Source organism: Kineosporia corallincola (genome assembly GCF_018499875.1).
In the GTDB taxonomy this organism is placed as follows: domain Bacteria; phylum Actinomycetota; class Actinomycetes; order Actinomycetales; family Kineosporiaceae; genus Kineosporia; species Kineosporia corallincola.
The window spans coordinates 308832-334388 of sequence record NZ_JAHBAY010000005.1 but is presented as its reverse complement, the minus strand read 5'-3'; the positions used below and the strand labels follow the sequence as shown (position 1 = coordinate 334388).

Annotated in this window: 19 protein-coding genes; all 19 read left to right on the top strand. The window is 73.5% G+C overall.

The genetic code is table 11. The features are described from left to right. Nucleotides 1-387 precede the first annotated feature (387 nt). Nucleotides 388-2928 carry an AfsR/SARP family transcriptional regulator gene (locus KIH74_RS14305; RefSeq protein ID WP_214156400.1) on the top strand — a complete coding sequence of 847 codons (2541 nt, stop codon included), beginning with the start codon at nucleotides 388-390 and terminating at the stop codon, nucleotides 2926-2928. Nucleotides 2929-2991: 63 nt separating this feature from the next. After that, complete coding sequence (locus tag KIH74_RS14300) at nucleotides 2992-3543, top strand: DUF1203 domain-containing protein (protein ID WP_214156399.1); 552 nt, start codon at nucleotides 2992-2994, stop codon at nucleotides 3541-3543. Nucleotides 3544-3615: 72 nt separating this feature from the next. Continuing rightward, nucleotides 3616-4446, top strand: a complete 831-nt coding sequence (gene fabG, locus KIH74_RS14295; RefSeq protein WP_214156398.1) for a 3-oxoacyl-ACP reductase FabG — start codon at nucleotides 3616-3618, stop codon at nucleotides 4444-4446. 43 nt (nucleotides 4447-4489) lie between these two features. Next, nucleotides 4490-5440: a beta-ketoacyl-ACP synthase III gene (locus KIH74_RS14290; protein ID WP_214156397.1), complete on the top strand. Its 951-nt coding sequence runs from the start codon at nucleotides 4490-4492 to the stop codon at nucleotides 5438-5440. A gap of 42 nt (nucleotides 5441-5482) precedes the next feature. Continuing rightward, entirely contained in the window at nucleotides 5483-5728 is a 246-nt protein-coding gene (locus KIH74_RS14285) for an acyl carrier protein (RefSeq protein WP_214156396.1), read from the top strand. Between the two features lie 5 nt (nucleotides 5729-5733). After that, nucleotides 5734-7101 (top strand): condensation domain-containing protein, encoded by a 1368-nt coding sequence (locus tag KIH74_RS14280; protein WP_214156395.1) that lies wholly within the window; start codon nucleotides 5734-5736, stop codon nucleotides 7099-7101. After that, a complete protein-coding gene (gene sbnA, locus KIH74_RS14275) occupies nucleotides 7098-8108 on the top strand; it encodes a 2,3-diaminopropionate biosynthesis protein SbnA (RefSeq protein ID WP_214156394.1) in 1011 nt (336 codons plus the stop codon). The genes KIH74_RS14280 and sbnA overlap by 4 nt, the downstream gene beginning before the upstream one ends. After that, the gene (sbnB, locus tag KIH74_RS14270) at nucleotides 8102-9097 is read left to right on the top strand and encodes a 2,3-diaminopropionate biosynthesis protein SbnB (RefSeq protein ID WP_214156393.1); all 996 of its coding nucleotides are present in this window, start codon (nucleotides 8102-8104) and stop codon (nucleotides 9095-9097) included. The genes sbnA and sbnB overlap by 7 nt, the downstream gene beginning before the upstream one ends. A gap of 190 nt (nucleotides 9098-9287) precedes the next feature. Then, nucleotides 9288-14732 (top strand): non-ribosomal peptide synthetase, encoded by a 5445-nt coding sequence (locus KIH74_RS14265; protein ID WP_214156392.1) that lies wholly within the window; start codon nucleotides 9288-9290, stop codon nucleotides 14730-14732. Further along, on the top strand, nucleotides 14732-15622 hold the full coding sequence (locus KIH74_RS14260; RefSeq protein WP_214156391.1) for an ornithine carbamoyltransferase: 891 nt from the start codon (nucleotides 14732-14734) through the stop codon (nucleotides 15620-15622). The genes KIH74_RS14265 and KIH74_RS14260 overlap by 1 nt, the downstream gene beginning before the upstream one ends. Beyond that, nucleotides 15601-16935: an MFS transporter gene (locus KIH74_RS14255; RefSeq protein WP_214156390.1), complete on the top strand. Its 1335-nt coding sequence runs from the start codon at nucleotides 15601-15603 to the stop codon at nucleotides 16933-16935. The genes KIH74_RS14260 and KIH74_RS14255 overlap by 22 nt, the downstream gene beginning before the upstream one ends. 79 nt (nucleotides 16936-17014) lie before the next feature. Next, nucleotides 17015-17944: a TauD/TfdA family dioxygenase gene (locus KIH74_RS14250; RefSeq protein ID WP_214156389.1), complete on the top strand. Its 930-nt coding sequence runs from the start codon at nucleotides 17015-17017 to the stop codon at nucleotides 17942-17944. A gap of 13 nt (nucleotides 17945-17957) precedes the next feature. Continuing rightward, on the top strand, nucleotides 17958-18941 hold the full coding sequence (locus KIH74_RS14245) for a TauD/TfdA family dioxygenase (RefSeq protein ID WP_214156388.1): 984 nt from the start codon (nucleotides 17958-17960) through the stop codon (nucleotides 18939-18941). A 144-nt stretch (nucleotides 18942-19085) separates the two neighbouring features. Then, nucleotides 19086-20375: a sensor histidine kinase gene (locus KIH74_RS14240; protein ID WP_214156387.1), complete on the top strand. Its 1290-nt coding sequence runs from the start codon at nucleotides 19086-19088 to the stop codon at nucleotides 20373-20375. After that, nucleotides 20363-21040: a response regulator transcription factor gene (locus tag KIH74_RS14235; RefSeq protein ID WP_214156386.1), complete on the top strand. Its 678-nt coding sequence runs from the start codon at nucleotides 20363-20365 to the stop codon at nucleotides 21038-21040. The genes KIH74_RS14240 and KIH74_RS14235 overlap by 13 nt, the downstream gene beginning before the upstream one ends. Further along, entirely contained in the window at nucleotides 21037-21816 is a 780-nt protein-coding gene (locus KIH74_RS14230; protein ID WP_214156385.1) for a DUF4097 family beta strand repeat-containing protein, read from the top strand. The genes KIH74_RS14235 and KIH74_RS14230 overlap by 4 nt, the downstream gene beginning before the upstream one ends. A gap of 25 nt (nucleotides 21817-21841) precedes the next feature. Then, nucleotides 21842-22666 (top strand): ABC transporter ATP-binding protein, encoded by an 825-nt coding sequence (locus KIH74_RS14225; RefSeq protein ID WP_214156384.1) that lies wholly within the window; start codon nucleotides 21842-21844, stop codon nucleotides 22664-22666. Next, a complete protein-coding gene (locus tag KIH74_RS14220; RefSeq protein ID WP_214156383.1) occupies nucleotides 22660-25155 on the top strand; it encodes an FtsX-like permease family protein in 2496 nt (831 codons plus the stop codon). The genes KIH74_RS14225 and KIH74_RS14220 overlap by 7 nt, the downstream gene beginning before the upstream one ends. Before the next feature lie 156 nt (nucleotides 25156-25311). Next, the gene (locus tag KIH74_RS14215) at nucleotides 25312-25524 is read left to right on the top strand and encodes an MbtH family protein (protein WP_214156382.1); all 213 of its coding nucleotides are present in this window, start codon (nucleotides 25312-25314) and stop codon (nucleotides 25522-25524) included. The last annotated feature ends 33 nt before the right edge of the window (nucleotides 25525-25557 follow it).

The following is a 25557-nucleotide window of genomic DNA, read 5'->3' as shown; positions in this document are numbered from 1 at the left end:
AGCGACATGGCACGGCGCCTGCCGATGAACGCCCCGACGCTGCACCTTCGCCACACCCGTCACATACTGGTCAGTTGTCAAGAACGGTGGCCGTTTTCGTGATCTGTCAAGAACCGGCCGGGTGTCTGGACCCCCGCCGGGCCCGTGCGGCACGATGGGACCGGCGGTAGCTGCCGCCCACGGCTAGCTTTCGCGCAAGAGCCTGCCGGTGCCTGTATCAGGGCGGCGGCGCGGGTCTCAGTTCATCGGGCACCCGGATCCGGGGGAGAACGGGATCAGGGGCGATGCCCGGCGGGATTCGGTCACGTGAGCACGGAGGGCGCTCCTGAGCCGATGCAGGGGGCGTGCGGGGTGTGACGCTGAAACCTCGGTGCGGGAAGGAAAGTGATGGGGGAGGGAACCGGCCGCCTGACGGTGTGCCGGGAGGGCACGGCGCCGGCGGCGCACGGGAACAGCACGAACCCCGGAACGGGGGGCACCGGCGAGGGGCAGGTGGAGTTCCGGATCCTCGGCCCGGTCGAGGTCTGGCTGGACGGCGAGCAGTACACGCTCGACGGGTCCAAGCAGCGCACGGTGCTGGCCTCGCTGCTGCTGGCCAGGGGCCGCATCCTGGCCGACGAGAAACTGAGTTCCTTTCTGTGGGGCGAGGAACCGCCGAACACCGCGGCGGCCCAGCTCTACACGCACGTCTCCCGGTTGCGCAAGCTGCTGGGCGCCAGGGCGGCCATCCGCCGGCACCGTCCCGGCTACCTGATCGAGATCGGCACCGCGCTCAGCGACCACGTCGAGTTCGAGCGGCTCAGCGCCGCCGGCCGGGCCGCCCTGGCCGCCGGCTCACACCAGGAGGCGTCCGGCACCCTGGGCCGCGCGCTGCGGCTGTGGCGCGGCCCGGCCCTGGCCAACGTCACCGAGCACCTGGCCGGCATGGGACTGCCCGGGCTGGAGGAGGCCCGGATGGTCGCGCTGGAGAGCCGGATCGAGGCCGACCTCGCCCTCGGCCACGGCAACCAGCTGCTGGCCGAGCTGACCGGCCTGGTCACCGCCTACCCGCTGCGCGAGCGGCTGCGCGGCCAGCTGATGGTCGCGCTCTACCGCGCCGACCGGCAGGCCGACGCCCTCGGCGTGTACCACGACGGCCGCACCCTGCTGGCCGAGGAACTCGGCGTCGACCTCGGCCCCGCCCTGACCGGCCTCTACCAGGACATCCTCAGCGGTGAGCCGGACGTCGGCCCGGTCGCCGAGCGCTCACCCCTGCGCGTCACGCCGCCCGAACCGGTGCTCAGCGACCGCCGCCCGGCCACCCTGCCCTCCGGCGTCCCCGACTTCACCGGCCGCGAGGAACCGGCCCGGCAGCTCGCCGACCTGCTGGTGCCCGCGCACGGCGGCGGCAGCTCCGGCATCGCGATGATCACCGGCATGCCCGGCGTGGGCAAGAGCGCCCTGGCCGTGCACGTGTCCCACCGCTGCCGCGACGCCTTCCCCGACGGCCAGCTCTACGCCGACCTGCGCGAGCCGAACGGCGCCCCGGCGGACTGCTACCAGGTGCTCGGCTCGTTCCTGCGCTCGCTGGGCATGGCCGAGAGCGAGGTGCCGCAGGAGCGGGCCGAGCGGATCCGCTGCTACCGCAGCCTGCTGGCCGACCGCCGGGTGCTGGTGGTGCTCGACAACGCCGCCAGCGACCGGCAGGTGCGCTGCCTGCTGCCCTCCGGCCCGGGCTGCGGGGTGCTGATCACCAGCCGCTCGCCGCTGACCACGCTGGAGGGCACGCACCTGGTCGACCTGGAGCCGATGGACGGGCCGGACGGGGTGGTGATGCTGGCCGCGATCATCGGTGAGGTGCCGGTGGCGGCGGAGGCCGGGGCGGCCCGCGCGCTGACCGCGGCCTGCGGTGGGCTGCCCCTGGCGATCCGGGTGGCCGGAGCCCGGCTGTCGAGCGGCAGCCATCATTCGCCGGGGCGTCTGCTGAACCGGCTGCGGGACGAGTCCGGTCGCCTGGACCAGCTGCGTCTGGGCAGCATGGACGTGAGAGCCAGCCTGGAGAGCGCCTACTGGGACCTGGACCCGCGGGCCCGGGCCGGGCTGCGCCGGCTGGCGCTGCTCGACGTGCCGGACTTCGCCAGCTGGGTGACGGCCGCGGTGCTGGAGGTCAGCGAGGAAGACGCCGAGGACGTGATGGACGCGCTGGTCGGGGCCCGGCTGGTGACGGTGCTGCCGGTGCCGGGTGATGCGGCGCGAGTGCGGTACCGGTTGCACGACCTGGTGCGGCTGATGGCGCGCGAGCGGGCCGTGGGGGAGGAGCCGGTGGCCGGGCGCCGGGCCGCCGTGGACCGGGCGATGGGGGCCTGGCTGGCCCTGGCGAACGAGGCGGACCGGCGTCTGACGGCGGACCGGCCTGGCGGGTCTGGTGGGGGTGAGCGGCCCTGGTTGGGTGATCGGCCGGACGGGCCAGGAGCGGGCCTCGCGGTCCGGAAGGCCGGGCCACCAGGGGTTTCGGCGCGCTCGGGCGGGGCCACCCGCTGGCGTCTGGGGGCCACGCACGTGCGGTCGCTGCTCGCGGATCCGCTGGACTGGTTCGACCAGGAACGGGCCGCACTGGTGGCCGTGCTCGACCAGGCGGTGCGGACCGGCCGGATCGCCCAGGCATGGGAGACGGCCCGGAGCATGACCGGCTACTTCGGCCTGCGTGGCCGGCACGACGACTGGCGCTACACCTACCAGCGGGCCTGGACCGTGGCCTGTTCCGGCGGTGACCTGCTGGGGCAGACGGTGATTCTGCGCGGACTGGCCGAGCTGTCGGCGGTTCTCGGTGACGAGGGTGCCCGGCGCGGTTACGAGAACAAGGCCGGTCTGCTGCTCCAGGTGCTGGAGCGTCAGGGCGGGACGGGCGAGGACGGGGTGCAGGGAGCCGCAGCCGCGGGGTGGAGCTGACTACAGCCCCGTACTGCCCCGGGCGCCATTGCCGCACCGTCCCGTCCCGCCTAGCTTTTCAGGGTGCAGACCTACCGTGTGGTGCCGATCGATCAGGGCGTCGCCTGGCGCGTGCGGGCGACGCTGCGGTCACCGGAGTGCGACTACCCGGCCTACGTCGACCTGGCCACCGGCGGCGGCCCCTGCCGGGTCTGCCTCACCCCGTTCCGGGCCGGCGTCGACCGGGCCGTCTGGTTCGTCTACGACCCGGTGCGCGGGCGGGTCCCGGCGCCGTTGCCCGGCCCCGTCCAGATCCACGAGGAAGGCTGCCCGGCCTACGAGAGTTCCGGTGCCGGGCTGGACTCCGGTGTCTTCCCGGACGACCTGACCGTCACCCTCCAGGGATACCCGGACGTCATCGCTTCCGGTGGAACGGCTTTCGGTGGCCCGGTGCCCGGCGGCCGGGACGTCGGGCGGGCGGTCTCCCAGACCCGGGTCGCCACCGGTGCGGCCGGCGTACGCGAGGCCGCGGCTCACCTCTTCAGCTCCCCGTCGACGGCGTACCTGCACGTGCGCAGGGCCGACGACGGGTGTTTCCTGTGTGAGGTGGTCCGGTCGGCGGCCTGCGAAAGCTGATGCCCTCCCGGCCGATAGGAAACATATAGGTCCCGATAGATCGGGGATAGGCGCGGGGCGCAGGCTTTCGCCATGCCTGATGCAGAGCCTGTTGCCCAGCCTGATGCCCAGCCGGGCGCTCGGCCTGACGCACGGCCGGACGCGCAGTCCGAGGAGCGACCCGGCGCCAGGCGCCCGGTCGCCCTGGTCACCGGCGGCTCGCGGGGGATCGGCGCCGCGATCGTGGCCCGGCTGGCCCGCGACGGTCACGACGTGGCCTTCTGCTACGCCTCCAGTTCCGAGGCCGGCGCGCTGGTCGCCGAGCAGGCCCGCGAGCACGGCGGCCGGGTGCTGGAACGCCGGGTCGACGTGTCCGACCGGGCGGCGGCCCAGGACTTCGTCGCCGCCGCCGAGCGCGAACTCGGCCCGGTCAGCACGGTCGTCACCTGCGCCGGCATCATCCGCGACAGCCCGCTGGCACTGATGGACGACGCCAGCTGGGACGACGTGCTGCGGGTGAATCTGGACGGCACCTACCACATCTGCCGGGCCGTGGTCCGGAAGCTGATCCGCCGCCGGGCCGGCAGCGTCATCACCGTCTCCTCGGTCTCCGGGGTGAGCGGAAACGCCGGGCAGACCAACTATTCCGCGTCCAAGGCCGGGATCATCGGCTTCACCCGGGCGATGGCCAAGGAGGTCGGCCGCTACGGCGTGCGCGCCAACGTCGTGGCCCCCGGCCTGATCGAGACCGACATGATCGCCGGCCTGCCGGAACAGGCCGCCGGCGGGCTGCTCGGGCAGATCCCGCTGGGCCGTTTCGGGCAGGCGCACGAGGTGGCGGGCACGGTCTCGTTCCTGGCCTCCGGCCAGGCCTCGTACATCACCGGCCAGGTGATCCAGGTCGACGGCGGCATCGCGCTCTGATCCGGAATGCCTGACGTGCTTCACTTTTCGACGAGGAGGAGACATGCCCCACGAGTCCCGGATCAGCGGCATCGCCGCCTACCGGCCGTCCCGGCTGGTGACCAACGAGGAGGTGTCCGCGCGCACCACGGTCGAGCCGAGCTGGATCGTCGAACGCACCGGCATCCGCACGCGCGGTCACGCCGGCCCGGAGGAGGACCTGGTCACGATGGCCGCCGAGGCCGGCCGCAAGGCGATCGCGATGTCCAGCGCCGACCCCGCCGACATCGGCCTGGTGGTGCTGGCCACCGCCACCCGCAAGCAGCGGATGCCCGGCATCGCCCCGCAGGTCGCCAGCCGGATCGGGCTGCCCGCCTCGGGGGCCTTCGACCTCAACGCCGTCTGCGCCGGGTTCACCTACGCGGTGGCGATGGGCTCGAACGCCGTGCGCTCCGGTGAGACCACCCACGCCCTGGTGATCGGCGTGGAGCGGGTCAGCGACTGGATCAACCCGGCCGACCCGGACACCTTCGTCATCTTCGGTGACGGCGCCGGTGCGGTCGTCGTCTCTCGTTCGCCGGAATGGGGTGTCGGGCCGTCGATCTGGGGCAGTGACGGCGATCGGCACGCCGTGCTCGAGCTCGCGGAGGCCGAGGACGGCCGGGAGTACGTCGGCATGAACGGGCCGCTGGTGTACAAGTGGTCCACCTCGGCGATGCCCGAGGCCGCGCAGCGCGCCTGCGTGGCGGCCGGCGTCACGCTCGCCGACATCCGCTGGTTCGTGCCGCACCAGGCCAACTGCCGGATCATCGACACCCTCTCCCGTCGGCTCGGTTTCGCCGAGGACCAGGTGGTCCGGGACGTCGTCGACGCCGGCAACACCTCGGCCGCCTCGGTGCCGCTGGCTCTGTCGCGGCTCTACGAGAGCGGCCGCACCACACCCGGAGACCTGGTGCTGCTGCTCGGATTCGGCGCCGGGCTCACCTATTCGGGCCAGGTCGTCCGGATGCCCTGAGAGCACCGGCGAAGACACATCATTTCACGAACGGAGAACACCATGACGAACGACCAGATCCTCGGCGAGATCGACCGGCAGATCAGGATCCTGATGCCTGGCCTCGACCAGGACATCCACCTGGAGACCGTGTTCGAGGAACTCGGTATGGACTCGCTGACCCGGGTCGACCTGCTCTCGGCCGCCGAGATGTCTTTCGGCATCGAGGTTCCCGACGACGAGGTGGGATCGCTGGTGCGGGTGCGTGACCTCGTCGACTTCGTGCTGCTGACCCGGGCAGCAGCCTGAGCCCCGTGACGGAGGTCCTGGTGAACGACACCGAGCCGGTGGAACACGCGCTGTCGCAGGGGCAGCGTTCGCTCTGGCTGCTGCACACCATGGCGCCGGGCAGCTCGGCCTACAACGCCGGCGGGGCGGGCCGTTTCCGCCCGGGCCCGGACCTGCCGGTGCTGACCCGGGCCGTGCGGGCCGTGGTGCGGCGGCACGACATGCTGCGCTCGGTCTTCGTCGAGAACGACGGCGTGGTGCGCCGGATCGTGCGCGACGAGCGGGAACACGCCCGGCTGAGGGTGGTCGACCTGGGCGACGCCGACGACGGCGAGCTGCACCGGGCCGTCACGGCGGCCTCCCGCGAGCCCTACGACCTGTCCGGCCGGGGCGCCTTCCGGGCCGTGCTGCTGCGCCGCCCGCACGACGCGGTGCTGTTGCTCGGCACGCACCACATCGCCTCCGACGCCACTTCGCAGTGGCTGATCTGGCGGGACCTGATGGACGCCTACGAGGCCTACGCGGGGTCGGGCCGGGGGCCGCTGTGGTACCCGGCGCACACCGGCTACCACGACCACGTGGCCCGGGAGGAGGACCTGGTCGCCTCACCCCGGGGCGCCCGGATGCGGGAGTACTGGCGCTCGGTCACGGACGGCGCCGACGCCGTGCAGCTGCCGCTGGACCGGCCGCGCCCGGCCGCACCGTCGTACCACGGGCGCACCGTGGCCCGCCGGGTGCCGGCGCCGCTCACCCGGGCGGTGCGGGAGGCCGCGGCCCGCGCCGGGGTCTCGCCCTTCGCCCACCTGATCGGCGCCTTCCAGGTGCTGCTGCACCGCTACACCGGGCAGCACGACTTCACCCTGGTCTGCCCGGCGTCCACCCGCAGGCGCCAGAGTGCCGAGGTGGTGGGCTATTTCGTCAACCCGATCACGGTGCGCGCCCGGTTCGGCCCGGCCACGCCGGTGACCGAGGTGATCGCGGAGGCCGCCGGGCAGCTGCGTGGCGGGATGGCCCGGGCCGCCTGCCCCTACGAGCACGGCGCCTTCCGGGTGTCGATGACGATGGTGCCCGCCGACCGGCTCGGCGGGCGCATGCAGCAGGTCTACGACCACGAGGTCGAGGTGGGGGGACGCCTGCTGTCGTACTTCGAGGTGCCGCACCTGGAGGGCCAGTGCGACCTGTCGGTCGAGGTGACCGAGGGCGCCGACACGCTCACCGTCGCCTTCCGTTACGACACCGACCTTTTCGAGCCGGCCACGATCGAGGCGATGCTCGGCCACTTCCTCACCCTGACCGAGGACGCCGCCCGCCGCCCGCACGAGCCGGCCGGCCGGCTGGCGATGGTCGCCGCCGACGAACGGGAACGCCTGCTGGCCCTGGGCGGTGCGCGATGAGGCCGCCGGTGGACGGGGTGCTGGGGGCGGTCGGCGACACCCCCCTGGTGCGGCTGACCCGGCTGTCGGCCGAACTGGGCCTCACCGCCTACGCCAAGCTGGAGCGGTTCAACCCGGGCGGCAGTGTGAAGGACCGCACCGCGGTCAGCATGCTGCGCGCGGCCCTGCGCGACGGCGACCTGGTGCCCGGCCGCTCCACGGTGGTGGAGTCGAGTTCCGGCAACCTCGCCGTCGGCCTGGCCCAGTTCTGCCTCTACCACCGGCTGGACTTCGTCTGCGTGGTGGACGCCAAGACCACCGCCGCCAACCTGCGGCTGCTGCGGGCGCTCGGCGCCACCGTCGAGGTGATCACCGAGCCCGACCAACTGACCGGTGAGTTCCTGCCGGCCCGGCTGCGCCGGGTGCGGGAGCTGAACGCCACACTGCCGGGCTCGTTCTGGCCGAACCAGTACGCGAACCCCCTCAACGCCCGCGCCCACCACGAGACCATGCACGAGATCGCTCAGGCCCTGGACGGCCGGGTGGACTACGTGCTGTTCCCGACCGGCAGCTGCGGCACGCTGGTCGGCTGCGCCCGCTACGTGCGGGTCAACGGCCTGGACACGAGGATCGTCGCGGTGGACGCCGTGGGCAGCGTGCTGTTCGGCCTGCCGCCGGGCCCACGGCTGATCCCCGGGCACGGCGCCTCGGTGCGCCCGCCCCTGCTCGACGACACCCTCGCCGACGACGTCGTGCACGTCACCGACCTGGACTGTGTGGTGGCCTGCCGGCGCCTGGCCCGGTCCGAGGCGATCCTGGCGGGCGGTTCGTCGGGGGCGGCGGTGGCCGGCCTGCACCGGCTGGCCACCCGGATCCCGCCGGGCTCGCACTGCGTGATGATCTTCCCGGACGGCGGGGACCGTTACCTCGACACCGTGTACTCGGACGCCTGGGTGGAGCACCACTTCGGGGACGTGTCCGGGCTGTGGCGCGACCGGGAGCCGGCCGGGCAGGTGAGCCCGTGCTGATCGTCGACCACACCACCGTGCGCCGGGTGCTCGACGGGTGCGAGCGCGAGCTGATCGACCTGGTCGGGCAGACCTACGCCGAGCACGACCAGGGCGGCAGCGTGCTGCCGCACTCGATCTTCCTGCGCTTCCCCGACGATCCGCGCAACCGGATCATCGGGCTGCCGGCCTACCTCGGCGGCCCGCCACGGGCCGGGATCAAGTGGATCTCGTCGTTCCCGGGCAACATCGGCGAGGGCCGGGAGCGGGCCAGCGCCGCCATCATCCTGAACTCGATGAGCACCGGCCGGCCCGAGGCGCTGGTCGAGGGCTCGCTGATCTCGGCGCGGCGCACGGCGGCCGGCGCCGCCCTGGCCGCCCGCGAGATCGGGGTGCCGGGCGGTGCCCGCGGCATCGTGCTGATCGGTTGCGGCGTGATCAATTTCGAGGTGCTCCGGTTCACCGTCGCGGCGCTGCCGGAGATCCGCCGGGTCACCCTGTACGACGCCGACCCGGACCGGGCCGCGGCCTTCGCCGGGCGGGTGCGCGAGCAACTGCCCGCCCTGGAGGTGAGCACGGCGCCCGGGATCGGGCCGGCCCTGGCCGCCGATCCGCTGGTGTCGCTGGCCACCAACGCCGGCACACCGCACCTGGACCTGTCCGGGGCCGACCCGGCTACCACCGTGCTGCACGTGTCGCTGCGTGACCTGACCGTGGAGACGGTGCTGTCGGCCGACAACATCGTGGACGACACCGACCACGTGTGCCGCGAGAACACCTCCCTGCACCTGGCCGAGAAGGAGACCGGGTCAAGGGATTTCGTCACCGCGACGATCGGTTCTCTGGTGCGCGGGAGGTTCCGCCCGCCGTCCGCCCGCACCCGGCCGGTGATCTTCTCGCCGTTCGGGCTGGGCGTGCTCGACCTGGCTCTGGCCGACCTGGTGGTGACCCGGGCCCGCCGCGAAGGTCTGGGCGTGGCCGTGGACGGCTTCCTGCCCGGCCCGGCCTGAGCGCGCCTGGGCCTGAACACGTGTGGGCCTGAACGCGCCTGGGCCTGAACGCGTGTGGGCCTGAACACGTCTGGGCCTGAACGCGACTCGGCCGGCAGCGACCCGCTGGTGAGCCGCTCCGAGCCGTATCGACCCGCTGTACCGACCCGCCGCACCGCGAAGGCCCGCGAAGGCCGTGAGAGGACATGTCATGAAACCCCTGGGCACCACATCGCCGGAGCCGGCGGTCAGCGGGAGCGAGCGTTCAGAGGTACCCGGCACGACGCCCGGCCGGGCGCAGGAGTTGCTGCCCGACCTGCTGCCCGACCTGGTGGCCGCCCGGATCCGGCGGGACCCGGACGCTCCGGCGGTCGTGTCGGGCGAGCAGGTCACCGGTTACGCCGCGCTCGGTGCCCGGGCCGGGGCGGTGGCCGGTGAACTGCGGAGACTCGGTGTGCGACGCGGTGACCCGGTCGGCGTGCACCTGCACCGGCACCCCGATCTGGTGGCCGCCCTGCTCGGGGTCTGGTGGGCCGGGGCGGCGTACGTGCCCCTCGACCCGGCCCACCCGGACGAGCGGCTGGAGTGGATGGTCGCCGACACCGGGACCCGGGTGGTGATCAGCCGCGACGACCTGGCCGGCCGGGCCCACGGGCTGGGCGCCCGGGTGCTGCTGCTCGACGGCCTGACCACCCCGCAGGCCGCCCCGGCGCAGGCCGCCCCGGCACAGGCCGCCCCGGCACAGGCCGTCTCGGCACAGGCCGCCCCAGCACAGGCCGTCTCCTCGCAGGCCGCCTTCCCGAAAGATGCCTCCCCGCAGGCCGGGCAGCCCGGCCCGCTGCTGGAGCTGAGTGCCGACGACGCGGCCTACGTGATGTACACGTCCGGGTCGACCGGCCGGCCCAAGGGCATCGTGATCGGGCACGGCGGCATCGCCAACCGGGTGCTGTGGACCGTGCGCACGCACGGACTGGGCTCGGCCGACCGGGTGCTCCAGAAGACCTCCACCGGCTTCGACGCGGCCGTCTGGGAGTTCTTCGCCCCGCTCGTCGCCGGTGGAACGGTGGTGCTGGCGCCGCACGGGGCCGAGCGTGACCCGGCGCTCCTGGTCGACGCGATCACCGGGCACGACATCACCGTGCTCCAGGGCGTCCCCTCGGTGCTGCGGCGGCTGGTGGCCGAGCCGGGCTGGAGCGGCTGCGACTCGCTGCGGCTGGTGTTCTCGGCCGGTGAGCCGCTGGACGCCGAGTTGGCCCGGGCCCTGGGCGGTTCCGGCGCGGCGCAGGTCTGGAACACCTACGGCCCGACCGAGTGCTCGATCGACGTCACGGCCCACCACTACGCGAAAGACCAGCAGGAGGGCCCGGTCCCGATCGGCCGGCCGCTCGACAACCTGCGCATCCTGCTGCTGGAGCCGGGCGGCGAGCCGGTGCCGGTCGGGGTGCCGGGCGAGGTGCACGTGGGCGGGGCCGGTCTGGGCCGCGGATACCTGAATCAGGCCGCGCTGACCGCCGACCGGTTCGTGCCCGACCCCTACGGCGCGGCCGGATCTCGGCTGTACCGCACCGGCGACCGGGCCCGCTGGCGGCAGGACGGCAGCCTGGAGTTCCTCGGCCGCCTGGACGGTCAGGTGAAGATCAACGGCGTCCGGATCGAGCCCGGCGAGGTGGAGTCCGCACTGCTGGCGCATCCCGGAATCCGTTCCGCCGCCGTGCTGGTGGAGGAGCGCGGGCCGGGCAAGCGGCTGACCGGCTACCTGGCCGGGCCGGCCGTGCCCGGCGACACCTCGGTGCGTGCGTTCCTGCGCGAGCGCCTGCCCGAGGTGATGGTGCCGGCCCGGTTCGTGCGGCTGGAGGAGTTCCCGCTGAACCCCAGCGGCAAGACCGATCGTCGGGCGCTGGCCGCCCTGGCCCCGCGCGAGCCGGTCGGCCGGGCGGTGGTGCCGCCGCGCACCCCCGCCGAGCAGATGGTCGCCGGGATCTGGCGCGAGCTGCTGAACGTGGACGAGATCGGGGTGGACGACGACTTCTTCGCCCTCGGCGCCACCTCCCTCGACGTCACCCGCCTGGCCACCCGGTTGCGGGCCCGCTGCGGAAGTGTGGACCTGCCCGGCCTGTTCGGCACCTCCACCCTGGCCGGCCAGGCGGCCCTGATCGGCGAGGCGGCCCTGACCGGGGAGACGGCCGCGATCGGCGATATGGCCGCGATCGGGAAGGCGGCCGTGACCGGGAAGGCGGCCGTGACCGGGAAGGCGGCCGTGACCGGTGAGATGGCCGCGATCGGTACCGGCACAGGCAACAGCACCGACACCGGAATCGGCAGCAGCACCGCCACCGTCCCCGGCCACAGCATGCCGGAAGACCAAGGTCCGCAACCGGTTCCGCGCACCGCCACCGTCCCCGGCCACAGCATGCCGGAAGACCAAGGCCCGCGACCGGTTCCGCGCACCGGCCCGCTGCCGCTCTCGCCCGGCCAGCACCGGCTGTGGTTCCTCGACAGCATGCACCCGGGCAGCCCGGAGTGGGTGGCCCCGCTGTTCCTGCGCCTGCCCGGCGGCGCCGACGAGCAGATCGTGCGCCGGGCCCTGCACCGGATCGAGGCCCGGCACGAGTCGCTGCGTACCCGCTACCCGGTGCGCGACGGCGAGCCCGGGCAGGTCGTGGTGGCCCCCGGCGAGGTCGAGCTGCGGGTGGAGCAGGCCTCGGCCGCGGCCCTGAGCGGGCTGTTCGCCGAGCAGTTCGCCCGCGGCTTCGACCTGGCCGAGGGCCCGCTGTGGCGCGCCCTGCTGGTGCTGCTGCCCGGCCAGGAACCGGTGCTGCTGGTCACCATCCACCATATCGCCTCCGACGGCTGGTCCACCGCCGTGCTGGAACGTGAACTGCGGCAGCTGGTCTCGTCCGGGCTCGGCGGTCGCGAGGCGGTGCTGCCGGACCTGCCGGTGCAGTACGCCGACTACGCGGTGTGGCGTCGCGACAGCACCACCGACCAGGCGCTCGCCGGTGACCTGGCCTTCTGGCGTGAGGAACTGGCCGGGGCGGAGCCGACCGAGCTGCTCACCGACCGCCCCCGGCCGGCCCGGCGGGACGCGGCGGGAGCCGGGGTGGAGGTGCGCATCCCGGCGCCGCTGGCCCGGGCCGTCGGCGAGTTCGGCCGGGCCCACGGCGTCACCCCGTTCATGATCCTGCTCACCGCGCTGGCTACGCTGCTGGCCCGGCACACCCGTTCCGGGGACGTGGTGATCGGCACCCCGGTGGCCGGCCGCGACCGGCGGGAGCTGGACGGCGTCGTCGGGTTCTTCCTGAACTCGGTGGTGCTGCGCTGCCGGCTCGACGACGACCCGGACGTGCTGACCGCCCTGGCCCGGGTGAAGAAGACCTGCGGGGACGCCCTCGCCCACCAGGCGGTGCCGTTCGAGCGGCTGGTCACCGAGCTGCGCCCGGCCCGTGACCTGTCCCGCACCCCGCTGTACCAGGTGGCGTTCGACCTCCAGGAGGAGGGCGCGACCACGATGACCGGTGACCCGCTGGCGACCGCCGCGTTCCAGCAGGCCTGGAAGGTGTCGAAGACCGACCTGACGCTGTTCGTGCGGCGGGACGCTCAGGGCGGGCTGAGCGCCGCCTTCGAGTACGCCACGGCCCTTTTCGACGAGACCACGGTGCGCCGCCTGGCCGACCGCTACGTGCGGCTGCTGCACGCCCTGGTCGGCGAACCGGGCAGCCGGCTGTCCGCGCTCGATCTGCTGCCGGCCGGTGAGCGGCGGCAGCTGGAGGGCTGGTCGGCCAACCCGGGACCGCTCCCGCTCACCTGCGTGCACGAGGACGTGCGGGCGGCCGGCGCGATCAGCCCGCGGGCCGTGGCGGTCACGGCCGGGCTGCTGTCGGTGACCTACGCGGAGCTGGAGGCGCACAGCAACCGGATCGCCCACCACCTGCGGGATCTCGGCATCTCGGAGAACACCGAGGCCACGGTCGCGGTGCTGCTGGAGCGCGGTCCCGACCTGATCGCCACCCTGCTCGGCGTCTGGAAGGCCGGGGCCGCCTACGTGCCGCTCGACCCGTCCTACCCGGCCGACCGGATCGCCGACATGACGGACACCGCGGGCAGCACCGTCGCGGTGACGAGTTCCGGCTACGCCGAACGGTTCTCGTCAAACCTGCGCACCGTCGTGCTGGACGGCGCGGACCGGCAGGAGATCGCCGGCCGCCCGGACACCGTCCTGCCGCAGCGGCCCGACCTGGACCGGCCGGCCTATGTCATCTTCACCTCCGGCTCGACCGGCCGGCCCAAGGGCGTGACCGTCACCCACCGCGGCCTGGCCAACCACGTGCACTGGGCCGCCCGCGAGCTGGCCGGCCAGGGCGTGGGCGGGGCGCCGGTGTTCTCCTCGGTGGCCTTCGACCTGGTGGTGCCCAACCTGTGGGCGCCGCTGGTCACCGGCCAGCGGGTGTGGATGTACCCGCAGCACGCCGGTCTCGACGCGCTGGGCGCGGCGCTGGCCGGAGCCGGGCGGTTCAGTTTCGTGAAACTCACCCCGGGGCACCTGGAACTGCTGGAGCACCAGCTCACCCCGGCCCGGATGGACGCCCTGGCCGAGGTGGTCGTGGTGGCCGGTGAGGCGCTGTCCGGGCCGCTGGCCCAGCGCTGGCGCAACGTGCTCGGCGACGGCCGGCTGATCAACGAGTACGGGCCCACCGAGGCCTCGGTCGGCACCTGCGTGCAGCCGGTCGCCGGGCGGGTGACCGCGGACGTGGTGCCGATCGGCCGGCCGCTGCCGAACCTGACCATGCATGTGCTCGACCCGGCCGGCCGGCGGGCCCCGATCGGGGTGCCGGGCGAGCTGTGGGTCGGCGGCACCGGAGTGGCCCGGGGCTACGCGGGACGTCCCGACCTGACCGCCGAGCGGTTCCTGCCCGACCCGTGGGGGCCGCCCGGCGCCCGGATGTACCGCACCGGTGACCTGGCCCGGGTGCTCGACGGCGGCGCGGTCGGCTTTCTCGGCCGGATCGACGATCAGGTGAAGATCCGCGGCCACCGGGTGGAACCCGGCGAGATCCGCGCCTGGCTGCTGGAGAACCCCGAAATTGTGGACGCCGTGGTGGTCGCGGACGGGTCCCCCGCCGACCGGCGGCTGCTGGCCTACTACGTCCCGGCCGGCGGGGCCGAGGGCGATCCGGCCGATCTGGCCGATCTGGCCGGCTACTGCGCGCAGCGGCTGCCCGCCTACCTGGTGCCGTCCGTGTTCGTGCCGCTGACCTCGATCCCGCTGAACGCCAACGGCAAGGTGGACCGCCGCGCCCTGCCCGCGCCGCAGACGCCGGGGGCCGGGCGCACGGCACCGCGCAACCCGGTGGAGGAACGGGTCGCGCGGGTCTGGGCCGGCGTGCTCGGCACCGACGAGCGCGACGTGGACGTGCACACCGGGTTCTTCGCGGCCGGTGGTCACTCGATCCGCGCGGTGCAGCTGATCTCCGGGCTGAAGAGCGCCTTCGGGGTGCAGCTGTCGATCCGGTCGGTGTTCGAGCGGCCCACCGTGGCGGAGCTGGCCGCCGGGATCGAGGCCGGCATCCGCGAGGAGATCGAGCAGATGTCCGAGTCCGACCTGCTGGCCCAGGCCGGGATGCCGGACGTGAACCCGCCGGAGGAAGGAAACTCCTGATGCGTCACCTGATCTCGATCGCCGATCTGACCGACGATCAGCTGCGGCAGATCGTGGAACGGGGCGCCGCCTTCGCCGCCGGCGAGCGGTCCCGGGCCCTGGACGAGGCGGTGGTGGGCATCTACTTCCGGAAGACGTCCACCCGCACCCGCACCGCGTTCTCCAGCGGCGCACTGCGGCTGGGCGCGCGGATCGTCGCCTACGGACCCGACGACCTCCAGACCAACACCGGCGAGACGCTGGACGACACCGGGCAGGTGTTCTCCCGCATGCTCGACGGCCTGGTCGCCCGCACCGCGGCCCCGGCCGCCGAGCTGCGCGCCTGGACCGGGCAGCACCGGATGGGCGTGGTGAACGCGATGACCACCGAGGAGCACCCGACCCAGGCCCTGACCGACCTGACCACGCTGCTGCGGCATTTCGGCCGGATCGACGGGCTGCGCGTGCTCTACCTGGGCGAGGGCAACAACACCGCGGCCGCCCTGGCCCGGGCCCTGCCCCGGTTCCCCGGCACCCTGCTCGACCTGCGCACCCCACCCGGCTACGGGGTGCCGGACGAGCTGGTCACCGGTGACGGTGTCACCCAGCGACACGACCTGCACGACCTGGCCACGGGGTACGACGTGGTGTACACCACCCGCTGGCAGACCACCGGCACCAGCAAGCCCGACCCGCACTGGCGGCGGCTGTTCGAGCCGTTCCGGGTGGGCCCGCAGCTGTGGGACGGAAGCCCGGAAGCCGTTTTCCTGCACGACCTTCCGGCTCACCGTGGCGAGGAGGTGACCGCCGGGGTGCTGGACGGCCCGCACAGCATCGCCTTCGAGCAGGCCGGCAACAAGCTGTACAGCGCGATGGCGGTGCTGGAGTGGTGCCTGGCCGGGTCCCGGTGACCCTGGCCGAGCCCGCCGCCCGCCCGTCCGGCGGCAAGGACGGCAGGGACGACGAGAACCAGGAGGAGATCCCGCTCGGCCGCAACCGCCAGTTCCTGCTGATGTGGGCCGGTTCCGGGGCGGCGGTGCTGGCCGAGCGGTTCAGCGCCGCGCCCTTCACCTTCGTGGTGATCTACGAGGGTTACGCCAAGGGCCTGGCCGGTCTGGTCGCGTTCGCCGCGCTGCTGCCCCAGTTGCTGGTGCAGCTGCCGGCCGGGGTGCTCGTGGACCGCTGGGACCGGCGCCGGGTGATGATCGTGGCCGACCTGGTGCGCCTGGCCGGTATCGGCTCGGTGGCGCTCGCGCTGGTGCTCGGGCACGTGTGGCTGTGGCACCTCGCCGTCGTGGCCTTCGTGCAGGGTACCTTCACGGTGTTCTACACGCTGAGCGAGCGCGGGGCGGTCCGTTTCGTCGTCCCCAGGAAGCAACTGCCGAGCGCCCTGGCCCGCAACGAGGCCAGGGCGCGCGCGGCCGCGCTCGGCGGGCACCCGGCCGGCGGCGCCCTGTACGAGCTGACGCGCTGGGCGCCGTTCGCGTGCAGCGCGGCCCTCTACCTGTTCTCGCTGATCAGCATCCTGCTGCTGCGCGGGCCGATGCCCCCGCCACCGCACCCGGCCGGTAAGACCCGCCGTTCCCCGTGGGCCGAGGTGCGCGAAGGGCTGGCCTGGGTGTGGCGCGAGCGCGACCTGCGGATCGCCCTGGTGCTCGTGGCCGTCAGCAACATGATCTTCCAGGGCATCATCCTGGCTCTCCAGTTCATCGCGAAAGACACCGGGCGGTCGCCGGTCTCGGTCAGCCTGATCCTGGCCGCCGGTGGCGTCGGCGGCCTGCTCGGCGCCCTGGCCGGCGGCCGCTGGATCCAGCGCGCCGGGATGGAACGGATCATGGTGGTCACCTACCTGGTCTGGGCCCTGGTGCTGCCCGGCATGGCCCTCACCCGCGACGCCTGGCTGCTGGGTGGCCTGTTCGCGCTGATGTCCGGGATCGGCGCGTCGGTCACCGTGGCCGGCACCGTGCACCAGATGCGGGTCACCCCCGACCGGTTGCAGGGCCGGGTCGGCAGTGTGGTGTTCCTGATGGTCTCCGGCTTCAGCGCCTTCGGGGCGCTCGGGGCCGGATATCTGTTGCAGGAGGCCGGAACCCGCACCGCGATGCTGGTCTTCTCGGCGGTCATGGCCGGCCTGGCCGCCGTCGCCGCGCTGGTGTTCGGCCCCCGCGCCGGCCGCCGCAGGAGCAGGGGCCGGCACCTGGCCGGTGGCCGGCACAGCCGCTGAGTATCGGAAACGTATAGACCCCCGTGACACCGTCGTGCACCACCGGAGACCGCGCTCAGAGAAAGGCAGTTCACCGATCATGAGCTGGCAACCACTGGAGATCACGCCCGGCACCGTCCGCGCGCCCGCCACCGCCGCGGGTCTGGTCGAGTACCTGCGCGCCGAGGCCGCGCTGGACTCCCTGCTGACCGAGCACAAGGCGCTGGTGTTCCGCGGTTTCGGGGTCACCCCCGGCACCCTGGAGAGCGCCATCGACCTGCTGCTGCCCAACCGCCTGGCCTACGTGCACGGCAACTCGCCGCGCACCAAGGTGGGCAAGAACGTCTACACCTCCACCGAGTACCCGCCCGAATACACCATTTCCATGCACAACGAGCTGTCCTACGCGGCCAGCTGGCCGGCCCGGCTGATGTTCTTCTGCGAGGTCGCGCCGGCCACCGGTGGCGCCACCCCGATCGTGGACGGCACCGCCTGGCTGGAGGCCCTCGACGACGAGGTGCGCGACGCGTTCGCCGGCGGTGTGCGCTACACCCAGAACCTGCACGACGGGCTGGGCCTGGGCAAGAGCTGGCAGGCCACCTTCGAGTCCACCGACCGGGACCAGGTGCAGGAGCTGCTCACCGCCTCCGGCGCCACCTGGGAGTGGAAGGGCGACGGCGGCCTGCGGGTCGACATGGTGCGCCCGGCCACGATCAAGCACCCGGTGAACCAGAACGAGGTGTGGTTCAACCAGTCCGACCAGTGGCACGCCGCCGCCCTCGGCGACGAGACCGCCGCGGCGCTGGCGAAGATCATGCCGGAGGACGAGCTGCCGCAGTCGGTCAGGTTCGCCGACGGCAGCCCGATCCCGGGGGAGTACGCGATCCAGGTGCGCGACCGCGGTCTGGAGGCCGCCGTCGACGTGGACTGGAACACCGGCGACCTGATGCTCATCGACAACATCTCGGTCGGGCACGGCCGGCGATCGTTCACCGGGCCGCGGCGGGTTCTCGTCGCGATGTCGGACTGAACGGGGGACGACGATGAGCCAGGACCTGCTGCCCGCCCTGTTCGAGGACGACGGGTCGGGAACGTCCGTGCTGGAACGCATCTCGAAGGACCGCCCGGCGCTGCGGCGCGATCTGGCCGAGCGCGGGGCGGTGCTGCTGCGCGGGTTCGCGATCGGCGGGGTGGACGGTTTCGCCGACGTGGTGCGGGCGGTGTCGGGCGACGACCCGCTCACCTACGCCGAGCGGTCCTCGCCGCGGCACAGCATCAAGGGCGACATCTACACCTCGACCGACTACCCGCCGGCCGAGGAGATCTTCCTGCACAACGAGAACTCGTACCAGGCCGTGTGGCCGCGCACGCTGTTCTTCCACTGCCTGCGTGAGCCGCTCACCCAGGGCGCCACGCCGCTGGCCGACATCCGGCGGGTCTGGCGCACGGTCGACGAGTCGGTGCGCGAGGAGTTCACCCGCCGCCGCTGGCGGGTGGTGCGCAACTTCCGTCCCGGGTTCGGGGTGCCCTGGCGCGAGCTGTTCGGCACCGGCGACCGCTCCCGGGTCGAGCGGTACTGCCGGGACCGGGGCATGCGATCGGAGTGGCTGGGGGACGACGGACTGCGCACGACCGCGGTCCGGGACGCCGTCCACACGCACCCGGTGACTGGTGAGCCGGTGTGGTTCAACCACGCCACGTTCTTCCACGTCGGCACCCTCGCCGCCGAGGTGCGGGAGGGACTGCTGGGCATCTTCGACGAGCCGGACCTGCCGACCAACACCTACTTCGGCGACGGCGGGCGCATCCCGGACGACGTGATGGACCACCTGCGCGCCTGCTACCGCCAGGCGTCCACCCGCTTCGACTGGCGGCAGGGCGACGTGCTGGTGGTGGACAACATGGCGGCCGCGCACGGCCGGGAACCGTTCACCGGCCCCCGGCGGATCGCGGTGGCGATGGCCGAGCCGTCCTCGCGGCCGGTGGTGGACCTGACGGCCGCCCGGACCGCCGCCGGGACGCCGTAGGCCTGCCTGAATGAAGGCTCGAGTGAAGGTCTGAATGAAGGCCCGGGTGAAGGCCGAGCCGGAACAGGGGTGGAGCTGGGTACAGGGCGGAAACGGGTGCTGGGGTACTCGCGGGTCACCGCCGGGGTTGCCTACGGTCGACGCATGGATGAGGGGGAAGTGCGCACGGTGAGCGGCCGGCAGGCCGCCCTCGCCGTGGCGCGCGGCCCGGTCAGCCGTCAGGCCTGGCTCGACACCGCCTATCTCTGCGTCAACGTGCCGCTGGGGATCGCCGGGGCGGCCGGGGTGCTCGTCCTGATCACCCTGGCCGCCACGCTCGCGGTGAGCGTGGTCGGCGGGCTGGTGGCGTCGGGGCTGCTGCTGTTCCTCGTGCGGGTCCTGACCGATCTGCAACGTTCCCGGCACCTGGCGTTCCGCGGCGTGCCGATCCCGCCCGACCGGCCCGACTACGCCGAACGGGGATGGTTCGGCCGGCGGCTCACCGACCTGCGCTCGGAGGGCTTCTGGCGACAGACCGGCTACCACCTGCTGGCCGCGGCCTCCGGCGCCGGCGCCCTGCTGGTGGGGCTGGGCTGGGTGGCGGGCGTGGCACTCACACTGCTGCCGTCCTACGGCTGGTCGCTGCCGTCCGGCGGACCGTTCGGCACCGACCTGCACCTGGCCGTCACCCAGATCGGGTTCTGCCTGGCCGGCGTCGTGATCCTGCTGGCCACCCCGCTGCTGGCCGCCGGGCTGGCCGAGGCCGACTCCCGCGCCGCGCAGGCGCTGCTGGGCGTCAACCGCCGCATCCAGCTGGGGCAGCGGCTCACCGCGGTCGGGGCCGGCCGGGCCGCCGCCGTCAGCGCCGCCGACGCCGAGCGCCGCCGCATCGAGCGCGACCTGCACGACGGCGTCCAGCAGCGGCTGATGTCGCTGGCGATGAACCTCGGCATCCTGCGCACCGCCCACCCCGACCTGCCCGAGGGCGCGAAGCTGGCGGTGCAGGACGCCCACGAGGAGGCCAAGCTGGTGCTGTCGGAGCTGCGTGACCTGGTGCGCGGGCTGTACCCGGCGGTGCTCGACGACCGTGGCCTCGACGCCGCGCTGTCCGGCATCGCCGCCCGCTCGGCCGTGCCGGTGCGGCTGGAGGTCGACCTGCCCGAGCAGCGCCCGCCGATCGCCCTGGAGGCGGTCGCCTACTTCGTCGTCGCCGAGACCCTGACCAACGCCGTGCGGCACTCCGGTGCCACCACCGTCGACATCGCCGTGCATGAGGCCGACGGGGTACTGCGGGTGCAGGTCACCGACGACGGCGTGGGCGGGGCCCGGGTCGGCGGCGGCAGCGGCCTGAAGGGGCTGACCGACCGGGTCGCCTCGGTGGACGGCACGCTGCGCATCGACAGCCCCGCCGGGGGACCGACCACGATCACCGCGGAGTTGCCGTGCGCGTTCTGATCGCCGAGGACTCGGTGCTGCTGCGCGAGGGCCTGGCCAGACTGCTGGAGATGAACGGGCTGTCGGTGACGGCCGCCGTGGGCGACGCCGACGCGCTGGTCGCCTCGGTCGCCCAGGACCCGCCCGACCTGGCCGTCATCGACGTGCGGATGCCGCCCGACCTGACCGACGACGGGCTGCGGGCCGCGATCCGGATCCGCCGCGAGCAGCCGGGTGTCGCCATCGTCGTGCTCTCCCAGAGCGTGGAGGAACGCTACGCCAACGAGCTGCTCGCCACCGGCACCGAACGCGTCGGCTACCTGCTGAAGGACCGGGTGGCCGACGTCCAGGAGTTCATCGACGCGGTGCGCCGGGTGGCGGGCGGCGGCACCGCGCTCGATCCGGAGGTGGTGTCGCAGCTGCTGCTGCGCCGCCGCAGCCCGATCGAGCGGCTCTCGCCCCGCGAGCGCGAGGTGCTCGAGGTGATGGCCCAGGGCCGGTCCAACTCCGGTATCGCCGGCGCGCTGTCGATCAGCGAGAGCGCGGTGGCCAAGCACATCAACGCGATCTTCACGAAACTGGACATCACCGGGGGCGAGGAGGACCACCGCCGGGTGCTCGCAGTGCTGCGGTACCTGGGCGTGGAGGACCCCACCGACCGGGCGAGCGGCGGGGGACGGCCATGAACATGCAACTGCGCGCGGTCTGGCTGGCGGCGGGGGCCGTGGCCACCGTGATCGTGCTGGTGTCGGTCGGCCGGGTGTTCGCCGGTGCCGCCGTCCCGGCCCAGCACGGCGAGGACGACGCCACCCTCACCCACCCGGTCAGCAAGGTGGTGGTGGACTCCAACGCCGGCGACGCCACCGTGACCGACGGCCCGGACGGCCAGGTCACCCTGTCCCGCCGGACCACCTGGTCGATCGGGGCCCGGCCCCGGGTCGAGCAGCACTGGCAGGGCGACGTCCTGCACCTCGACGTCCGCTGTCCCGAGGGCGGGGTGGCCGGGATCGACGACTGCTCGGCCGATTTCGAGATCCAGGTCCCGGCCGGTGCCGACGTCGAGGCGAAAACCGAGGCGGGCACGCTCAGCGTCACCGGCGTCGGCGGCGACGTCCGGCTCAGCAGCAGCGCCGGCGACATCGAGTTGTCCGGGGTGGGCGGCAGCATCCACGCCCGCACCCAGAAGGGCAGCATCAGCGGTGACGATCTGAACGCCACCAGCACCGACGTCGAGGCCCAGGCCGGTGACGCGGAGCTGAGCTACGCGTCACCACCGCGGCGGGTGCGGGCGGTGACCAGCGCCGGGGACGTCTCGGTGCTGGTGCCGAGCGGCGCCTACGCGGTCGTGGCGCACTCCGATTCCCAGGAGGCGACAGTGGGTTTCACCCCCGACCCGGACGCCGAGGCGACGATCACGGCCACCGTGGACGCCGGCAGCGTCGAGGTCGGGTACCGCGACTGAGGACCAACGAACAGTGGGGGGAACCATGCGAGGCAAGAGCAGCGACGTGGACGTCAGCACCGAGGTCCGCGTGCAGGAACAGTGGGAGCCGGCCTCCGGCTCCGGGCGGCCGGAGGCCGTGCAGATCACCGGCCTGACCCGCACCTACCGCACCGGGGGCACCGAGGTGCGGGCCCTGGACGGGGTCAGCATCACCTTCCCGGTGGGCGCCTTCACCGCGATCATGGGGCCGTCCGGCTCCGGCAAGTCCACCCTGCTCCAGTGCGCGGCCGGGCTGGACCGGCCCGACTCCGGCCGGGTGGTGGTCGGCGGCACCGACCTGACCGGCCTCGACGAGACCGCCCTCACCCTTCTGCGGCGCGACCACATCGGTTTCGTCTTCCAGGCGTTCAACCTGCTGCCCTCGCTCACCGCCGCGCAGAACGTCGAACTGCCGCTGCGCCTGGCCGGCCGCCGCCCCGACCGCGACCTGGTGGCCCGGGCGCTGGCCGACGTCGGCCTGGCCGACCGGGCCGGGCACCGGCCCAACCAGCTCTCCGGCGGCCAGCAGCAGCGGGTCGCGATCGCCCGGGCCCTGGTGGCCCGCCCGGCCGTGCTGTTCGCCGACGAGCCGACCGGTGCCCTCGACGCCACCACCGGCCGGGAACTGCTGACCACCCTGCGCGACCTGCTCGGGGCGCCCGGCGGCGGCCTGCACAGCATCGTGATGGTCACCCACGACCCGGTGGTCGCCGCGCACGCCGACCGGGTGGTGTTCCTCGCCGACGGCCGGCTGGTGGGCGAACTGACCGAACCGACCGCCGCGCAGGTGGCGGCCCGGATGACGGGTCTGGAGTCGGACCGGTGCTGACCGTCGCCGCACAGACCCTGCGCGCCCGCTGGGTCGGGTTCAGCGGCAGCGTGCTGGCCCTCGTCCTGGGCGTGGCCCAGATCGCCGCCGTCGGCCTTCTGCTGTGCGCCACCGCGTCACGGCCCGACCGCGCCCCGGAACGCTTCGCCTCCGCCCCGGCCGTGGTGTTCGCCACCGACCCGTCCTGGAACCCGGTGCAGCACGACCTGCATCAGCGCTCGCTGGAGGAGGCGCAGGGGGTGGACCCGGCGTTGCTCACCGACCTGCGGGAGACCGGGCCGGTCGCGGTCGACCGCAGCTTCGAGGCCCGCATCGCCGGCGGCCCGGAGAACGGCCTGGGCCACCCGTGGGAGGTGGCTCGCTACGGCGGCTACGACCTGGAGTCCGGCGCGGCGCCGGCCGGGAACGGCCAGATCGTCGTCCCCCGGGCGACCGGCCTGGACGTCGGTGACCGGGTGGGGGTGTGGACCGCCGACGGCGCGAACACCTATACGGTCAGCGGCATCACGAACGACGTGGGCTACGAGGACGCGGTGTTCTTCAGCGCCGCCGAGGCAGCCCGCATCTCGCCGCGGATCCAGGCCGTGGTGCCCACCGCCACGCTGGAGCGGGTGCGGCAGGTCACCGGCGACCGGGCCCAGGTGCTCACCGGCGAGCGCAGGCACATCCTCGACGACAGCCGGGCACAGGACCTGGAAGACATCGACAACACCGTGACCCTGCTGCCGGTGATGGCCAGCGTCGCCGGGGTGACCGCGGTGTTCGTGGTGGCCTCCACCTTCGCCTTCACCGTGGTGCAGCGCCGCCGCGAGATCGCCCTGCTGCGCGCCGTCGGCGCCACCGGCCGGCAGGTGCGCCGGATGGTGCTGGGGGAGGCCGTGCTGGTCGGTGCCGGTGCCTCGCTGGCCGGCTGCGCGCTGGGCCTGGCCGGTGCGAACGTCCTGGCCGGATGGCTGCACCGGCTCGGGGTCTCGCCGGAGGGCTTCGGCATCCACGGCCCCTACCTGACGCTGGTGGTGCTGCCGCTGGTCGCGGCGTTCGCCTGCGGGGTGCTGATGGCGGTGCTCGGCGTGGTGGTGGCCGCCGGCCGGGCCTCGCGGATCCGCCCGCTGGAGGCGCTGCGTGAGGCCGACACCGACGACACGGCCGGCCAGAACGGGCGCCGCGTGGTCGGCGGCCTGGCGCTGGCCACCGCGCTCGGGGTGGTGGTGTGGATCGGCTGGCTCGATCCGCGGATCACCCTGTCGCCCAACAACTATGTGCCCCTGCTGCTGGTGCCGGTGATCGCGTTCGCACTGCTGGCCCCGGTCGCGGTCGGCCCGCTCACCCGGGTGCTGATGCGTCCCCTGGCCGGGTCCCGGCACGCCGGGCCGATGCTGGTGCGCCAGAGCACCCTCACCGCCCGGCGCCGCACCGCCGCCACCGCCGCGCCGGTGCTGCTCACCGTCGGCATCGCCACCTCGCTGCTGGGCGCCACCGCCTCGGTCGGCCTGGCCCGCGACAACGGCGTGCGCAACCGGGTCACCGCGCCCTTCACGATCGCCCCCGACGGAGCCCCGGGCATCAGTCTCGGCGACATCGACCGCATGCAGGAGAAGCTGCCCGGTGCGCGGATCGTGGCCCCGGTGCACACCACCGTGTACACCCAGGACGAGGGCGAGTGGGACGAGAACGAGGCCGAGGTGATCTACGGCGGTGCGCTCACCGACGTGATGAGGCTGCCGATGGTGGCCGGCAGCGCCGAGGGGCTGGACGCCGCCACGGTCGTCGTGCCCGAGGTCTGGAACTACCGGCTCGGCGAGAGCGTCGAGATGAACCTCGGCGTCGGCAACACCCAGCGGCTGAAGGTGATCGGCGTCTACGAGGCGCTGCGCGGTGACGACATCGGTTACCTGTCGGCCGATTACGCGAACACCACGGCGTTCGCCTCGAACGGCATGGCCCGCCGCGCCTACCTGGTGCCGCCGCGCGGCACGGACGCCGATCAGGTGCGGGCCGCGCTCGGCGCGCTGGCCGGCACGGCCGGGCTGAAGGTGCAGCCCACCGCCGAGTTCCAGGTGACCGAGGACGCCGCGGCCCGGCACCTGATCGAGGTCCGGCAGCGGTCGGTCGCGGTGATCGTGGTGCTGTTCTGCTTCATCGCGGTGCTCAACACCCTGCTGATGGCCACCGCCGACCGGCGCCGCGACCTGGCCGTGCTGCGGATGGCCGGGGCCACCCCGCGTCAGGTGCTCGGGGTGTTCGCCGGGGAGTCGCTGCTGGTCGGCCTGATCGGGGTGATCCTGGCGCTGGTCGCCTCGGCCCTCAACCTGGCCGGGCTGCGGGTGGCGCTCGGCGGCATGTTCGGCACCACCTCGATCGAGATTCCCTGGACGCCGGTGGCCGGCATCGCCCTGACCGGGCTGGTGCTGGCCGTGCTCGGGGCGGTGGTGCCGGCGCTGGCCGCCGGTCGCGGCCCGGCGGGACGCAGGGCCGGTCTGCGCGAATAACCCGTTCCGGGGGTAGGACGGCGCCGGGATCCTCGGATCCCGGCGCCGTCCGTGCGTTTTGGGGTTGCCGAGCCTCGATATAGGTGAGATATAGCCGGGCCCCCGACCCTGGTTGCACAGCCTGTACGGCATCGACCTGAGCCCGAGGAGAGACCGATGAACGACGAGACCACCGACGACCGGATCTACCGCGTGGTGCTGAACGACGAGGAGCAGTACTCGATCTGGCCCGCCGGGCAGGACCTTCCGGACGGCTGGCACGCCGAGGGCACGCAGGGCCCCAAGGACGAGTGCCTGAACCGGATCACCGAGGTCTGGACCGACATGCGCCCCCGCAGCCTGCGGGAGCGGATGGCCGCGCAGGCCTGACGCTTTCAGCCCACCATCCAGACGCGCCGAAGG

What these genes read in the sequence shown, in the direction of transcription:
- KIH74_RS14305 (WP_214156400.1), top strand. Translation starts at nt 388, where the DNA reads ATGGGGGAGGGAACCGGCCGCCTGACGGTGTGCCGGGAGGGCACGGCG.
- fabG (WP_214156398.1), top strand. Translation starts at nt 3,616, where the DNA reads ATGCCTGATGCAGAGCCTGTTGCCCAGCCTGATGCCCAGCCGGGCGCT.
- KIH74_RS14290 (WP_214156397.1), top strand. Translation starts at nt 4,490, where the DNA reads ATGCCCCACGAGTCCCGGATCAGCGGCATCGCCGCCTACCGGCCGTCC.
- KIH74_RS14285 (WP_214156396.1), top strand. Translation starts at nt 5,483, where the DNA reads ATGACGAACGACCAGATCCTCGGCGAGATCGACCGGCAGATCAGGATC.
- sbnA (WP_214156394.1), top strand. Translation starts at nt 7,098, where the DNA reads ATGAGGCCGCCGGTGGACGGGGTGCTGGGGGCGGTCGGCGACACCCCC.
- KIH74_RS14265 (WP_214156392.1), top strand. Translation starts at nt 9,288, where the DNA reads ATGAAACCCCTGGGCACCACATCGCCGGAGCCGGCGGTCAGCGGGAGC.
- KIH74_RS14260 (WP_214156391.1), top strand. Translation starts at nt 14,732, where the DNA reads ATGCGTCACCTGATCTCGATCGCCGATCTGACCGACGATCAGCTGCGG.
- KIH74_RS14250 (WP_214156389.1), top strand. Translation starts at nt 17,015, where the DNA reads ATGAGCTGGCAACCACTGGAGATCACGCCCGGCACCGTCCGCGCGCCC.
- KIH74_RS14245 (WP_214156388.1), top strand. Translation starts at nt 17,958, where the DNA reads ATGAGCCAGGACCTGCTGCCCGCCCTGTTCGAGGACGACGGGTCGGGA.
- KIH74_RS14240 (WP_214156387.1), top strand. Translation starts at nt 19,086, where the DNA reads ATGGATGAGGGGGAAGTGCGCACGGTGAGCGGCCGGCAGGCCGCCCTC.
- KIH74_RS14230 (WP_214156385.1), top strand. Translation starts at nt 21,037, where the DNA reads ATGAACATGCAACTGCGCGCGGTCTGGCTGGCGGCGGGGGCCGTGGCC.
- KIH74_RS14225 (WP_214156384.1), top strand. Translation starts at nt 21,842, where the DNA reads ATGCGAGGCAAGAGCAGCGACGTGGACGTCAGCACCGAGGTCCGCGTG.
- KIH74_RS14215 (WP_214156382.1), top strand. Translation starts at nt 25,312, where the DNA reads ATGAACGACGAGACCACCGACGACCGGATCTACCGCGTGGTGCTGAAC.